Origin of the sequence: Neorhizobium alkalisoli (assembly GCF_002968635.1) — a bacterium.
Taxonomy (GTDB): Bacteria; Pseudomonadota; Alphaproteobacteria; order Rhizobiales; family Rhizobiaceae; genus Neorhizobium; species Neorhizobium alkalisoli.
The window spans coordinates 188,392-201,954 of sequence record NZ_PVBN01000003.1 but is presented as its reverse complement, the minus strand read 5'-3'; the positions used below and the strand labels follow the sequence as shown (position 1 = coordinate 201,954).

Genomic DNA, 13,563 nt, shown 5'->3' with positions numbered 1-13,563 from the left:
CGAGGCTATTTTCCCTTCCAGACCGGATCGCGTTTTTCGGCAAAAGCGCGGGCGCCTTCAAGCTGATCCTCGCTGGAATAAAGGATGTCGACCGTTCTGAACTGTCGTTTGGTGATCTTGTTCATGGTGGTCTGGAAGCCCTCGCCTTCCGCGGCGCGGACAACCTCCTTGATGGCGGCGTAAACGAGTGGCGGGCCGCTTTCGAGCAGCCTTGCCAGTTCCCAGGCCCGCGCCATCAGCCCGTTCGCCGGCAGAATCTCGTTGACGAATCCCCAGCGGTGCGCCTCCTGCACGTCCAGCCAGCGGCCAGTAAGCAGCATGTCCATGGCGATGTGATAAGGTATGCGCTTCGGCAGCTTGATCGAAGCAGCGTCGGCGACCGTGCCGGAACGAATCTCGGGAAGTGCGAAGGTGGCGTGTTCGGCGGCAAGGATGAGATCCGTCGACAGCGCGATTTCCAACCCGCCGCCGCAGCAGATGCCGTTGACGGCCGCGATGATCGGCTTGTTGAGGTCGCGCAACTCCTGCATGCCGCCAAAACCGCCCACGCCGTAATCACCGTCAACCGCGTCACCGGCCGCCGCCGCCTTCAGGTCCCAGCCGGGGCAGAAGAACTTCTCGCCGGCCCCGGTAATGATGGCAACACGCAGGCTCTCGTCGTCGCGGAAATCCCGAAAGATCTCACCCATGATGCGCGAGGTTTTGAGGTCGATGGCATTGGCTTTCGGCCGGTCGATGGTCACTTCGAGAATGCCGCCCTCGCGACGGGACTTTATCGCCTGATCACTCACGGTATCCTCCTTCGCACCATTGCATCCACGGCAACGACACCCTCACCCTCCGGCAGCACCAGAACCGGGTTGATGTCCAATTCCTCGATATCCCCGGCATTGGCCACAAGATAGGCCGTAACTGCTTCCACCGCCTGTTCGAGAGCGGCGATATCGCCCTTCGGCCCACCCCGATAGCCGTCGAGCAGCTTCTTCACCTTCAGACCTGATACGGCAGCCGCGATCGATTGCTGCGAGGCAGGCAGGGTAATCAGCGCGGAATCCTCCAGAAGTTCAACCAGGACACCGCCGGCACCGAGCGTCAGGACCAGGCCTGCGACCGGATCCCGCATCGCGCCGATGATGATTTCCGCAACCGGCCGACCGGCCATCTTTTCGATCAGATAACCATTGGAGACGCCGGCCATGGCATACGCCGCGGCAACGACCTCCTGCTTGCTTTTGAGGTTGAGCTTCACAGCGCCGGCCTCGGTTTTGTGGGCGACCCCGCGGCCCTTCAGCGCCACCGGGAAGCCGAGCTTTTCCGCGGCTGGTCCGGTATCGTTCGGCTCGATCTCCACAAGCCCCTCCGGAATCGGTAGGCCGAAGGCGGAAAGCTCTCGTTTCGCCTCGTCCTCGTTGAGCGTTACCACCTTGCCCACACCGACCGCATGCCTCAGCAGCGGCGCAGGCGCCGGTTCTCGCCAGGCAGCGCCGATGAAGGCTGCGGTTTCCGCGGCGGCAAGCGCTTCTTCGATGCCATGGAAGGGTACGACACCATCACGGATCAGCTGTTCGGCAACGGATTCCGGAAGATTTTCGCCCATGCTGGCGACAATGCCAGCGTTGGCGCCTGTTGCGGAGTGCGCGGCTACGACTGCGTCGACAGTCGCTTGCCAGTCCGCCGCGTCGCAGCGGTCCAGCCGCGGGAAGTCCAGTACTACGAGGTTCAGCCCGTAGCCGCCCTGCATCATCGCCGTGAAGGCCGCCGTCTGCTTCTCCCCGTTGCCCCAAACGAAGGTGTGGTAATCGAGAGGATTGGCAAGCGTCACCATCAGCCCCAGCGTCTCGCGCAGCGGCTTGAGCTGTTCGTCACGCAAGGGCCTGTAGGAGATCTTTCTCTTCACCCCGGCATCGGCCATCAGCGAAGCCTCGCCACCCGAGCAACTCATGGAAGATATGTCGGCAGTATCGAGCGGCCCGTAGAGATGCAGTAGTTTCAGCGTCTCCAGGAGCTCCGGGAGCGTTTCCACGCGGCCGATGCCAAGCCGCTCGAGCAGTGCGGAGGATACTCTGTCGTTGCCGGCAAGCGATGCGGTATGGGAAATGGTAGCAAGCTGGGCCGCCTCCGACTTACCAACCTTCAGCACGACGACCGGTTTTTTCAACATCCTGGAAAGCGCTGCCAGCCGCTCCAGTGTTTCGAGACTGTCAAAACCTTCGATATGGAGCCCGACTGCTGTCACTCTCGTATCCTGAATCACCGTGCAGGCAAGCTCTGCAAGTCCCGTCTGGGCCTGGTTGCCGGCAGTCATGAGATAGGCGAGCGGCAGGCCACGCTGCTGCATGGAGATATTGCAGGCGATATTGGAGGACTGGGTGAGGACCGCGACGCCGCGTTCGACCCGCAGCATGCCATGCTGGTCCGGCCAGAGCAGCGCGCCATCCAGCATGTTGATAAAGCCGTAGCAGTTGGGGCCGAGAATCGGCATGTCGCCCGCCGCCTCGATCAGGGCTGCTTGGAGGTCATTGCCATCGGCAAGCTCGCTTACGGCTTCGCGGAAACCGGAAGCGTAACACACCGCGCCACCCGCACCACGTGCCGAAAGGTCTGCTATTATCTCGATCGTCAATTGTCGATTGACACCAACGAAAGCGGCATCCGGCGCCGCTGGCAGGTCCGCTACCGAACGGTAGCACCGGCGGCCGAGGATCTCTTCATTCTTTGGATGGACCGGCCATATGTCTCCTGAAAACCCCACCTTGTCGCATTGCTCGATGACGCGCCGCGCCTCCTTGCCGCCGAACACGGCAATGGTTTTCGGGCGGGTCAGGCGGTCGAGGGTTTTCGTCATTTACGCCCCCAGCGGCCGCAAGAGTTCGCGACTGATGATGTGCCGCTGGATTTCAGAGGTCCCGTCCCAGATGCGTTCGACGCGCGCATCGCGCCAGAATCTGGCGAGCGGCAGGTCGTCCATCAGCCCCATGCCGCCAAAGATCTGGATCGCTTCGTCGGTGACCCGCGCCAGCATTTCCGTTGAAAAGACCTTGGCCGAGGCGATCTCGCGGTTCGACGGCAGCCCCTGATCGAGCCGCCAGGCTGCCGAAAGCGTCAAAAGGTCGGCAGCGTCGATCTCGGTGATCATGTCGGCGAGCTTGAAGGAGACGCCCTGGTTGGCGCCGATCGGCTTGCCGAACTGCTTTCGGTCGGCAGCGTAGTTCACCGCGTAGTCGAAGGCGCGGCGTGCCCTGCCGACAGAGGTGGCCGCGACGGTCAGACGCGTCGCATAGAGCCAATCATTGGCGATGTCGAAACCCTTGTGCACCTCGCCCAAAATCTGACTTTCCGGCAGGCGGCATTCGTCAAAGGTCAGGATGCAGTTCTTGTAGCCGCGATGAGAGACCGAATTGTAGCCTTCGCGGATCTCGAAGCCCGGCGTGCCGCGATCGACGAGAAAGCAAGTGATCAGCTTTTTCGGCCCGCGCGTAGTTTCTTCCTCACCCGTCGCAATGAAGACGATGACGAAATCGGCGATATTGGCATGGGAAATGAAGTGCTTGGTGCCGTTGACGATCCATTCGTCGCCATCCTTCCGTGCAAAGCACTTCATGCCGCGCACGTCGGAGCCCGCATCCGGCTCCGTCATGGCAAGCGCATCGAACTTTTCGCCTTTCACCGCCGGGAAGAGATATTTCTCGCGCTGCTCGCCATTGCAAGCCATCAGGATGCCGGAGGGGCGGCCGAAAAAGACGGTGAGCGCCATGGAGCCGCGACCTAGTTCGCGCTCCACCAGCGTGAAGGACGTGTGATCGAGGCCGGCGCCTCCGACCTCTTCGGGGAAATTACAGCCGAAGAAACCGATTTCTCGACACTTGCGGGCGATCTCTTGACCGAGGTCCGGCGGCACGAAGCCCGTTCGCTCCACTTCGTTCTCATACGGATAGATTTCCGTCTCGACAAAGTCACGGACGGTTTTGACGATCATTTCCTGTTCGTCGGTCAGTCCGAAATGCATGATTTCCCTCCCTGCCCTTCTTTCAGATCAACGCTTTTGGCCGACCGACCTGCCAACGCCCTCCGGCACCGGCAGATCGGCATGGGCTTCGGTGATCGGCGTAAGCCTCGCCAGAACCTCCGTCGGGGCGGGAGCGGACTTGCCGGCCTTCGAGTCCACATGCAGCATCAGCTGTTCGGCAGTCGCCAGCGCCTCATCGGTTTCGGCATTGTAGATAGTGGAGAAGAAGCGGATACGCTTTTCGTCCGATGAGAGTATTTGCAGCGTCGAGTAGAGCCGCTGCCCGAGCTTGGCCTCCCCAAGATGCCGGATATGCGTTTCCACCGTGTAATAGCTTTGACCGGCTTCCACATAAGCGAAATCGACTCCGATCAGACGCAGGAGCGCGTCTGATGTGTCGCCGAAAACCTGCAGGTAACGATGTTCGGTCATGTGGCCGTTGTAGTCCACCCAGGCCGCGCTGACCTGTGTATCGATAAGCCGGAGCGGGGCGGAATGATCGGGCGCCACCTGCCTAGCGCCGCTCCCGATCCCTCCCTGGGCCCATAGATGCTTCTCGAACTCGGCCAGGATCTTGCCCGAACCCCAGCCACGACCGGCATCGCCGCCCTTCAGCGCCTGCATGATGCCAACGAGGTTTTCGTCGCGGATGCGCTCGAGTTCGCGAATACCGCGGGCGCCCGATTGCGCGTCGGACTGGGCAGCTATCTTGTCGACAAGGGCATCGTCGAGATCGACGACATCCGTAAGCTTCGTCCAGGGCCAGGAAAGGCACGGGCCGAATTGCGCAAGAAAGTGGCGCATGCCTGCCTCTCCGCCGGCGATGCGATAGGTCTCGAACATGCCCATCTGCGCCCAGCGCATGCCGAAGGAATAGCGGATCACGTCATCCAGTGTCTCCGTGTCGCAAATGTCATCGTGAATCAGCCACAGGCCCTCGCGCCAGACGGCTTCCAGCAGCCGATCGCCGACAAAAGCCTCGATCTCCTTTTTGATGATGACGCCTTTCATGCCGATCGGCGCCAGCTTTTCCTGTGCCGCCTTCAGCGTTTCGACAGACGTTTTTTGCCCACCGACCAGCTCGGCGAGCGGCAGGAGATAAACGGGATTATAGGGATGCGCGACGAACATGCGCTCGGGATGCTTCATGTCTCGCTGCAGATCGGTCGGCATCAGCCCGGAGGTGGAAGAACCGATCAGCGCTTTCGGATGGGCGGCCGCGTCGATCTGAGTGATGACGCTGCGCTTCAGTTCCAGCCGCTCCGGCACGCTTTCCTGGATCCAGTCGGCGCCTTCCACGGCTTCTTCGACGCTCTTGCAGAATGTGATTTTGCCCTTTGGCGGCAATGGCGCCATTGTGAGCATGGCATAAGCGCGCTCGGCATTCGCCAACACCTCGCCGACGATGCGTTCGGCTTCCGGATGAGGGTCGAACATGTTGACGTCTATGCCGGCGAGAAGGAAGCGGGCTGCCCAGGCACCGCCGATGACACCGCCGCCAATGCAGGCTGCTTGACTGATACTGGTCATGGGGTTCACCGCTTGGTCAGCTTGAGTTTTTCGCGCACCTGGGCAGGACCGATGATCCGAGCCCCCATGCCTTCGATGACGCCAGCCGCCTTTTCCACGAGCTGCGCATTGGTCGCGAGCTGGCCCTTGCCAATATAGAGGTTGTCTTCCAGCCCGACGCGGACATTGCCGCCGGCGAGCACCGCCGCCGCCGGATAGGCAAGCGCATTGCGACCGATCGAAAAGGCAGAGAAGGTCCAGTTCTTTGGGACGTTGTTGACCATCGCCATGAAGGTGTTGAGATCATCGGGCGCTCCCCAGGGGATGCCCATGCAGAGCTGGATCAGCACCGGATCCTCGATCAGCCCCTCCTCGACGAGTTGCTTGGCGAACCAGAGATGCCCGGTATCGAAGGCCTCGATCTCCGGTCGAACGCCAAGCGCCGTCATCTGCCGCGCCATCTCGCGTAGCATCGAAGGCGTGTTGGTCATGACATAGTCACCGAGCGAAAAGTTCATCGTACCGCAATCGAGCGTGCAGATTTCCGGCAGGCACTCGGCGACATGGGCGACACGTTCGGTGGCGCCGGCCATGTCGGTGCCGTCAGGGTTCACCGGAAACGGCGCCTCGACATTCCCGAACACGAGGTCTCCACCCATCCCGGCCGTCAGGTTCAGCACGACGTCCACATCCGCCGAGCGGATACGATCGGTCACTTCCCTGTAGAGTTCCTTGTTGCGGGCTGCGGCCCCTGTTTCAGGGTTCCGGACATGGCAATGGACAACCGCTGCTCCGGCTTTGGCGGCATCGATTGCAGATTCTGCGATCTGTTTCGGGGTGATTGGAACGTGGGCGGACTTGCTCACCGTATCACCGGCGCCGGTAATGGCGCAGGTGATGAAAACTTCGCGGTTCATCTCGAGCGGCATGCTCCCCTCCTTTTTCGTTTCGTCCATTACGTGCCGGAAAAGCGAACAATGCTTTTCATAATCGGTGCCATTCCATACATTACCGGTGACGAGGGATGGCCGCGAGCGGCAGATATCTCCAATTCCTCCCCGCAGTTGATGCTTATCAAAGAGCGCTGTGGCGGAAGAGCGCATAGACAAACATGACTGTTGCGTGCAACTAAGCAGCGGCAGATCGATGGCAACCCGCAAGCGATGAACCTATCGTGAGAAACCGCAGACCGCATAAATGGAGCACGGCAGCCGCGTTCATCGCAGCGCATGCGCTCGTTTTGCAGATGCTGTTTGCATCTCTCGGCATGGGGACCGCGCTCGCCGCGCCTATGTACGATGCATTCGGCAACCCTCTCTGCATCACGCATGTGGAGGGCCCGGCCGATACCGGCCACGAGGATCACTCTCAGGCTCTTCAATGCTGCACCCAGGCGTGCAGCACGTTGGTCTTGCTTCTTGCTGCCCCGGCCCCAGGCAATTTCCTGGTGAACCGGCTGCCGGCCTTTACGACAAAGGTTCGCATCGAAGATGATGTGGACGCTCTGAAGCGACCCGAAACGGAACCGGGAAGGCCACGAGGCCCACCGCTGACCATAGTCCTTCGGTCGAAGGGGTTCGGGTTCAGGATGTCCTCTGCCTAGACGACAATCCGCCCGGATCAAGAGCCGTCCACCCTGCATTCATTCCCACCCAACGACACCCGCCATGCGCCATCGGGCTGCTGGCTCGTCATCGGCCGACGTTTGTCGGCATCCATGGAGAATTCTATGTTGAAGAAGATCATCATTGCCGCTGCGGTTACCATGTTCACAAGCACCGCTGCGTTTTCGCACGTCACCCTCGAAGGGAAAGAAGCGCCTGCCGGTTCGACCTACAAGGCAGTGCTGCGGGTACCCCACGGCTGCGAAGGCAAGCCTACCAATGTCGTGCGCGTTCAGGTTCCGGAAGGCTTCTACGGCGTCAAGCCGCAGCCGAAAGCAGGCTGGAAGCTCGAGAAGGTCAAGGGCGCATATGCAAAGGCTTACGACAATCACGGTACCCCGGTGACCGAGGGCGTGAAAGAGGTCGTCTGGAGCGGCGGCAATCTCGGTGACGACGAGTACGACGAATTCGTCCTTCGGGGTACGATCGCCGCAGATCTCAACGCCGGCGCCACCTTGTACTTCCCGGTCATCCAGGAATGCCCGGAAGGCTTAAAGGAACGCTGGATCGAAATCCCGGCTGAAGGTCAGAAGGCATCTGATCTGGAACTGCCCGCACCGGGCGTCAAGCTGCTGCCAAGGCTCAGCAACTAACATCCGGGCGTGACATTGATGATGACGTCGCTTCGAACGAAGCTATCGCCCCCGGTCGTTCTGCGGCAAGTCGCACTGGCGATCCTGCTGTGGCTGACTTTCGTGGCGACGGCATCCGCCCATGCTGCCTTGAATGCGACCGAGCCACGCGACGGCTCGGTCCTATCCTCATCACCCACGGTCTTCAAATTGTCGTTCAGCGAGCCCGTCTCGCCGACAAGCCTCAAGTTGACCCTGCCCGATGGCCGCCCGATCGTTCTTGATGCCTTCACCGTCAAGGACAAGCTGGTCGAGATCACCCCACCCGCCGATCTCGCAACCGGCACCCATGTGCTCTCCTGGCGGGTCGTCTCGCAGGATGGTCACCCGATCGGAGGATCGGTCATCTTTTCGATCGGGCATCCGGGCGGAGCTTCCCCTCGGACCGGAGACACCGTGGACTGGCCCGTGCGGGCTGGCCTCTGGAGTGGAAAGGTCGGTCTCTATATCGGTCTTCTTTTCGGGATCGGGGGAACCTTCGCCGCCTCCTGGTTTGCCCGCGGATCCAGGAGCGCATTAAACTTCACGGTTGCCGCTCTTTGCATAGGCCTGGCCGGCACATTGCTCTCTGCCGGATTTCAGGGATTGGACACCGTCGGCGAACCAATCCGGCGGATCCTTGACCCCGAAGTCTGGAAAGCGGGCTTTGCAACAAGCTTCGGGCGGACCGTTGTCTTCATGTTTGCGGCACTTGCACTTGCGGTGCTGGCTTTGGCAAGCGGACCGGGCCGGAGCGGGCGATGGATTTCGCTCTCGGCGCTGCTTACGGCGGCCTTCGCCCTCTGCCTCAGCGGACACGCCAGTGCGGCTTCCCCTCAATGGCTGATGCGGCCGGCGGTTTTCCTCCATGTGGCGGCGATATCCATCTGGGTCGGCGCTCTGCTCCCTCTCACAGCGGAGTTCAGAAGAGATGGCTCCGAAGCGGCAATGGCGCTCCGCCGCTTCTCGAACTTCATCCCGCTTGCGGTCGCCGCGCTGATCGTCGCCGGCATGGTCTTGACCTACGTGCAGGTTCTGAGGATCGAGGCACTGGTTACGACGAGCTATGGATGGGTTCTTATTGCCAAGTTGAGCCTTCTCGTCGTGCTCTTCGGACTCGCCGCCGTCAACAGATGGAGGCTGACGAACCGGTCGGAACGAGGCGAAAGGGCCGCTACCCGTCTCCTCGTCCGCTCGATGATGGCCGAAAGCCTTGTGGTGCTCCTCATACTTGGCGTTGCTGCAACGTGGCGCTTCACGCCGCCGCCGCGCTCTCTGATCGTGGAGGTCACCGAGCCTGCGGTTGCTCATATCCATTCCGCAAAGGGGATGGCGGAGTTGCAGGTCAGCCCCGGTAATGCCGGCCCCGTGACGGCAACCGCAATCATCATGAAGGAGGACTTCTCCCCGCTCGATCCTCAGGAGGTGTCCTTCGCGTTCTCAAATTCGGCGGCCGGAATAGAGCCCATCAGGCGCAAAGCTGAGAGGCGGGGAGACGGCACCTGGGGTTCTACTGGTCTGGTACTGCCCGTGGCGGGTATCTGGGCCATCCGGGTCGACGTCATCGTCAGCGACTTCGAAATCATCAGGCTCGAAGGCGAAATCGAGATCAAGCCGTAGATCACGGCAAGCTCTTTTCTCCGCTCGCATGCACCTCTGCCATGACCTTCCTCAATTCATCGACAGCATTGGCGCTTGGCAGGACATCGCCCTCCAGCTCGTCCGGCATGTGCCAGCCCGGATTCACACCTTGCATGTTGGGTAACTCATGCGCGATCCCCTTGTGGCAGTCGATGCAGGTCGCTTTGCCGCTCAAGAGATAGCGAGTGTGGATGTCGGCGGCGCGCTGGGTCTGCTTTGAAAGATCCATCGCCACGGAAGAATGGCAGTTGCGGCACTCAAGGCTGTCATTCGCCTTGAGCCGGTGCCATTCGTGCTGAGCCAGGCGGAGCCGTTCATCGAGAAACTTCTGGCGTGTGTTGATCGTACCAAAGATCTTGCCCCATACCTCCTTTGAGGCCTGCATCTTGCGAGCGATCTTATCTGTCCATTCATGCGGCACGTGGCAATCCGGGCAGGACGCGCGCACGCCGGACCGGTTGGAGAAATGCACCGTTCGCGTCATCTCCTCGTAAACGTTGGCGCGCATTTCATGACAACCGGTACAGAACGCCTCCGTATTGGTGAGCTCGAGCGCGGTATTGAACGCACCCCAGAAGAGGACCCCTCCCACAAAACCGCCAAGGGTCAGGAACGCCAGGCTCAGCGTGGCGGCAGGCGTACTGAGAATCTTCCAGACCCAGGCGGCCAGGCTTTTGATACGTGCGATCAACCTACTTTCCTCCCAGATGCTCGACGCCCATTTCACTCATGTCGCGGAAGGTATTGCCGACAAGCGGCTGCACCTGCGCTTGAGGCACATGGCAGGCGGTGCAGAAATAGCGCCGCGGGGAGACGTCCGCGAGCATCTGCCCCTCGCGTGTCATGTAATGGGTGACGCTGATCATCGGAGCACCGGCGCCTTGGGTGAATTCCCGCTTGTGGCAGGAAAGACAGCGATTGGTATTGACGGAAAGCTGATACCCTTCGATCGAGTGAGGTATGACCGGGGGCTGGTCGGGATAAGCGCGCATTTTGCGGACATCATCCACATTCCATTTCGGCATCGGCTTTGCGGGGACCACGTTCATTCCGCCAGGCGGTCCCGACAGCTCCGGTACCATCTGAGCCACCGCAAGGGTCGTCGAGAACACTGCGGCAGCCACGGCAAGGACCGTCAAAAAAGGACGGAGGGTCATGCGACGGGGAGAATCTTCACAGCGCATTTCTTGTAGTCCGTCTGTTTGGAGATGGGATCGGTGGCGTCGAGCGTGACTTTGTTGATCAACTGACTGGCGTCGAACCAGGGCACGAAGATCACGCCCGGCGGCATGCGGTTTCGTCCGCGGGTTTCAACGCGAGACCGAATTTCACCGCGTCGGGAGACAATCCTGACCTCCATTCCCTGATTGAAGCCGCGTTTCCTGGCGTCATCGGCATTCATGAAACATCGGGCACCGGGAAACGCCTTATAAAGTTCCGGCACCCGCATGGTCATGGAGCCGGAGTGCCAGTGCTCCAGCACACGACCGGTCACCAGCCAGAAATCGTACTCGTCGTCGGGAGTTTCGGCCGGAGGCTCGTAGGGAACGGCGAGAATGACGGCCCTGCCATCCGGGCGGCCATAGAATTTTACGCCCTCCCCGGCTTTGACATAGGGATCGTAGCCCTCACGGTAGCGCCACTTGGTCTCCTGGCCATTCACGACCGGCCAGCGCAGGCCGCGCTCCTGATGATATCGATCATAGGGCGCCAGATCGTGGCCATGGCCTCGCCCGAAGGAGGCGTATTCCTCGAACAGCCCCTTCTGGAGGTAGAAGCCAAATGCATAGGCTTCGTTGTTGGGGTACGACTGATCGATCTCGCTGAGCGGGAACTGGTCTACCTGGCCATTCTTGAACAATACCTCGAACAATGTCTTGCCGCGATAGTCCGGATGCTTGTCGAGCATTTCGGCCGGCCAGACCTCATCTGTCGTGAAACGCTTTGAGAACTCCACCAACTGCCAGAGGTCGGACCGCGCTTCGCCCGGCGCCTGAACAAGCTGATGCCAGACATGCGTACGGCGCTCGGCATTGCCATAGGCGCCTTCCTTCTCGACCCACATGGCTGCGGGCAGGATCAGATCGGCCGACATGGCAGTAATCGTCGGGTATGCGTCGGACACCACGATGAAGTTGTCCGGGTTGCGGTAGCCTTGATAGGTCTCGTTCTTTGTGTTCGGAGCAGCCTGAACGTTGTTGTTCACCTGCACCCAGTAGAAGCTGAGCTTCCCGTCCTTGAGCATGCGGTCCTGCTGCACCGCGTGGTAGCCGGGTTTGTCCGGAATAAGGCCCTCCGGCAGCTTCCAGATTTCCTCTGCATGGTGGCGGTGTTCGGGGTTGGTCACGGTCATGTCGGCCGGCAGCCGGTGTGCGAAAGTGCCGACTTCGCGCGCGGTACCGCAGGCTGATGGCTGCCCGGTGAGTGAGAACGGGCTGTTCCCAGGCTCGGAAATCTTGCCCGTGAGAAGATGGAGATTATAAAGCATCTGGTTCGCCCAGACGCCGCGGACGTGCTGGTTGAACCCCATTGTCCAAAGCGACATCACCTTCCGGTTCGGGTCGGCGTAGAGTTCCGCGAGCTGCTGCAGAAAACCGGGATCAGCGCCGGTGAGGTCCGCAACCTTTTTAAGCGTATAATCGGAGACGAACTTCTTGAAGGATTCGAAGTCCGTCGGCTCCATGTTGGCCGGATTGGCTGCATTGGCCGCCTTCAATTCCAGCGGATCTTCCGGCCGGAGGCCGTAACCGATATTGGTCACGCCCTTCATGAAGGTCGTATGGTTCTTGACGAATTCCTCGTTGACCTTGCCGCTGGTGATGATGTGGTTGGCGATGTAGTTCAGGATTGCAAGATCGGTCCCGGGCGTGAAGATAACGGGGATGTCTGCAAGGTCCATGCTGCGGTGGGTGAAGGTCGACAGGACGGCAACCTTCACGTGCTGATGACCAAGCCGCCTGTCGGCAAGGCGAGTCCAGAGGATCGGATGCATCTCCGCCATATTCGAGCCCCAGAGCACGAAAGCATCTGCATTCTCGAAATCGTCGTAACAGCCCATCGGCTCATCCATGCCGAAGGTGCGCATGAAGGCGTAGGCCGCCGACGCCATACAGTGTCGGGCATTCGGATCGAGGTTATTGGAGCGGAAGCCGGCGCGCATGAGCTTGGTCGCGGCATAGCCCTCAAAGATCGTCCATTGCCCAGAGCCGAACATCCCGACCGCCGTCGGACCCTTCTCCTTGAGCACCTTTTTGCATTGCTCGGCCATGACGTCGAAGGCTTCGTCCCAGCTCACCGGCTCGAATTCGCCATCCTTGGCATATTTTCCATTGCGCTTTCTGAGCAGTGGGGTCTTGAGGCGGTCTTCGCCATACATGATCTTCGAGAGGAAGTAGCCCTTGATGCAATTCAAGCCGCGGTTGACCTCGGCCTGCATGTCGCCGTGGGTGGCCACGACTTGGCCCTCCTTGACGCCGACCATGACCCCACAGCCCGTGCCGCAGAACCGACATGGGGCCTTCGACCACTTGATTTCCAGCGACTCTACCCCGCCTGGCACCGGCTGGGCCGCGGCCGGAAGGGCGATCCCGGCAGTAGCGGCCGCTATTCCCGCCGCATGCGCCTTGATAAGGTCACGCCGCGTCAATTCTCCGATCATCAGACATTGCCTCCTCTTTTTCGGAATGTTCGAACACCATGTTGGCGGCCACCACTCCTTCGATTGCAGAAATAGCCGACAAGACCGCACCGAGCTGGCCGCTGCTGGTGCCCTCGATGACGACAACGATCTTGCCATCCTGGATAGCGTGAACTTCGACCCCGGGCATCGCCGCCACGTCTCGCACGACGCGTTCTTCGGCTTGCGGTATTACGATGATGACGGCGCTGGAAATGTAGTGACGGTTTGCGTCTTCAGACATGTCTCACCTCCAGCGTTTGTATCCAGATCGCGATCGGCCTGTGCGGATGCGGGCGCGACACCTCTGCGGGCTTCGCCACCGTCATCAGGCAGGAAAATATCTCCGTTCATCGGCCGGAAGCCGATTGCCGACCCGCCGTTCGGCATGGCAGCGATTAAGGTGGGACATCGACCGGGGAGGCCGGCACCTGACGCAAAGCCCATAAGCCGCTT

11 protein-coding genes are annotated in these 13,563 nt (G+C 60.6%); 2 read left to right on the top strand and 9 right to left on the bottom strand.

Annotation, left to right across the window (positions count from 1 at the left end; translation table 11 throughout):
• Window positions 1–5: 5 nt before the first annotated feature.
• Genes C5L13_RS08400 through C5L13_RS08380 form a run of 5 tightly spaced genes read right to left on the bottom strand, consistent with a single transcriptional unit; the run spans window position 6 to window position 6,444 of the window.
• Window positions 6–791 carry a carnitinyl-CoA dehydratase gene (locus C5L13_RS08400; protein WP_105382826.1) on the bottom strand — a complete coding sequence of 262 codons (786 nt, stop codon included), beginning with the start codon at window positions 789–791 and terminating at the stop codon, window positions 6–8.
• Window positions 788–2,845, bottom strand: coding sequence for an acetate--CoA ligase family protein (locus tag C5L13_RS08395; protein ID WP_105382825.1), 2,058 nt, complete (start codon window positions 2,843–2,845; stop codon window positions 788–790). Before C5L13_RS08395 ends, C5L13_RS08400 begins: the two co-directional genes overlap by 4 nt.
• On the bottom strand, window positions 2,846–4,006 hold the full coding sequence (locus tag C5L13_RS08390; RefSeq protein WP_105382824.1) for an acyl-CoA dehydrogenase family protein: 1,161 nt from the start codon (window positions 4,004–4,006) through the stop codon (window positions 2,846–2,848). It lies immediately after the preceding gene.
• A 27-nt stretch (window positions 4,007–4,033) separates the two neighbouring features.
• Entirely contained in the window at window positions 4,034–5,536 is a 1,503-nt protein-coding gene (locus C5L13_RS08385) for a carnitine 3-dehydrogenase (protein ID WP_105382823.1), read from the bottom strand.
• 5 nt (window positions 5,537–5,541) lie between these two features.
• Window positions 5,542–6,444, bottom strand: coding sequence for a BKACE family enzyme (locus C5L13_RS08380; protein WP_105383124.1), 903 nt, complete (start codon window positions 6,442–6,444; stop codon window positions 5,542–5,544).
• A gap of 800 nt (window positions 6,445–7,244) precedes the next feature.
• Between C5L13_RS08380 and C5L13_RS08370 the strand changes: the two genes are divergently transcribed.
• Window positions 7,245–7,772: a YcnI family copper-binding membrane protein gene (locus tag C5L13_RS08370; RefSeq protein ID WP_105382821.1), complete on the top strand. Its 528-nt coding sequence runs from the start codon at window positions 7,245–7,247 to the stop codon at window positions 7,770–7,772.
• Window positions 7,773–7,790: 18 nt separating this feature from the next.
• Complete coding sequence (locus C5L13_RS08365) at window positions 7,791–9,410, top strand: copper resistance CopC/CopD family protein (RefSeq protein WP_105382820.1); 1,620 nt, start codon at window positions 7,791–7,793, stop codon at window positions 9,408–9,410.
• A 1-nt stretch (window position 9,411) separates the two neighbouring features.
• Here the strand turns inward: C5L13_RS08365 and C5L13_RS08360 are convergent, their stop codons facing one another.
• Genes C5L13_RS08360 through C5L13_RS08345 form a run of 4 tightly spaced genes read right to left on the bottom strand, consistent with a single transcriptional unit; the run spans window position 9,412 to window position 13,351 of the window.
• A complete protein-coding gene (locus C5L13_RS08360; RefSeq protein ID WP_105383123.1) occupies window positions 9,412–10,119 on the bottom strand; it encodes a NapC/NirT family cytochrome c in 708 nt (235 codons plus the stop codon).
• Between the two features lie 4 nt (window positions 10,120–10,123).
• Window positions 10,124–10,588 carry a nitrate reductase cytochrome c-type subunit gene (locus C5L13_RS08355; protein WP_105382819.1) on the bottom strand — a complete coding sequence of 155 codons (465 nt, stop codon included), beginning with the start codon at window positions 10,586–10,588 and terminating at the stop codon, window positions 10,124–10,126.
• Window positions 10,585–13,089, bottom strand: coding sequence for a periplasmic nitrate reductase subunit alpha (gene napA, locus C5L13_RS08350; RefSeq protein ID WP_105382818.1), 2,505 nt, complete (start codon window positions 13,087–13,089; stop codon window positions 10,585–10,587). The genes C5L13_RS08355 and napA overlap by 4 nt, the downstream gene beginning before the upstream one ends.
• Entirely contained in the window at window positions 13,064–13,351 is a 288-nt protein-coding gene (locus C5L13_RS08345; RefSeq protein ID WP_105382817.1) for a chaperone NapD, read from the bottom strand. Before C5L13_RS08345 ends, napA begins: the two co-directional genes overlap by 26 nt.
• Between the last annotated feature and the right edge of the window lie 212 nt (window positions 13,352–13,563).

Bases quoted from the DNA above. Each gene is read 5' to 3' on its own strand.
- C5L13_RS08345 (WP_105382817.1), bottom strand. From the start codon at position 13,351: ATGTCTGAAGACGCAAACCGTCACTACATTTCCAGCGCCGTCATCATC.
- C5L13_RS08380 (WP_105383124.1), bottom strand. From the start codon at position 6,444: ATGCCGCTCGAGATGAACCGCGAAGTTTTCATCACCTGCGCCATTACC.
- C5L13_RS08355 (WP_105382819.1), bottom strand. From the start codon at position 10,588: ATGACCCTCCGTCCTTTTTTGACGGTCCTTGCCGTGGCTGCCGCAGTG.
- C5L13_RS08385 (WP_105382823.1), bottom strand. From the start codon at position 5,536: ATGACCAGTATCAGTCAAGCAGCCTGCATTGGCGGCGGTGTCATCGGC.
- C5L13_RS08395 (WP_105382825.1), bottom strand. From the start codon at position 2,845: ATGACGAAAACCCTCGACCGCCTGACCCGCCCGAAAACCATTGCCGTG.
- C5L13_RS08365 (WP_105382820.1), top strand. From the start codon at position 7,791: ATGATGACGTCGCTTCGAACGAAGCTATCGCCCCCGGTCGTTCTGCGG.
- napA (WP_105382818.1), bottom strand. From the start codon at position 13,089: ATGATCGGAGAATTGACGCGGCGTGACCTTATCAAGGCGCATGCGGCG.
- C5L13_RS08390 (WP_105382824.1), bottom strand. From the start codon at position 4,006: ATGCATTTCGGACTGACCGACGAACAGGAAATGATCGTCAAAACCGTC.
- C5L13_RS08370 (WP_105382821.1), top strand. From the start codon at position 7,245: ATGTTGAAGAAGATCATCATTGCCGCTGCGGTTACCATGTTCACAAGC.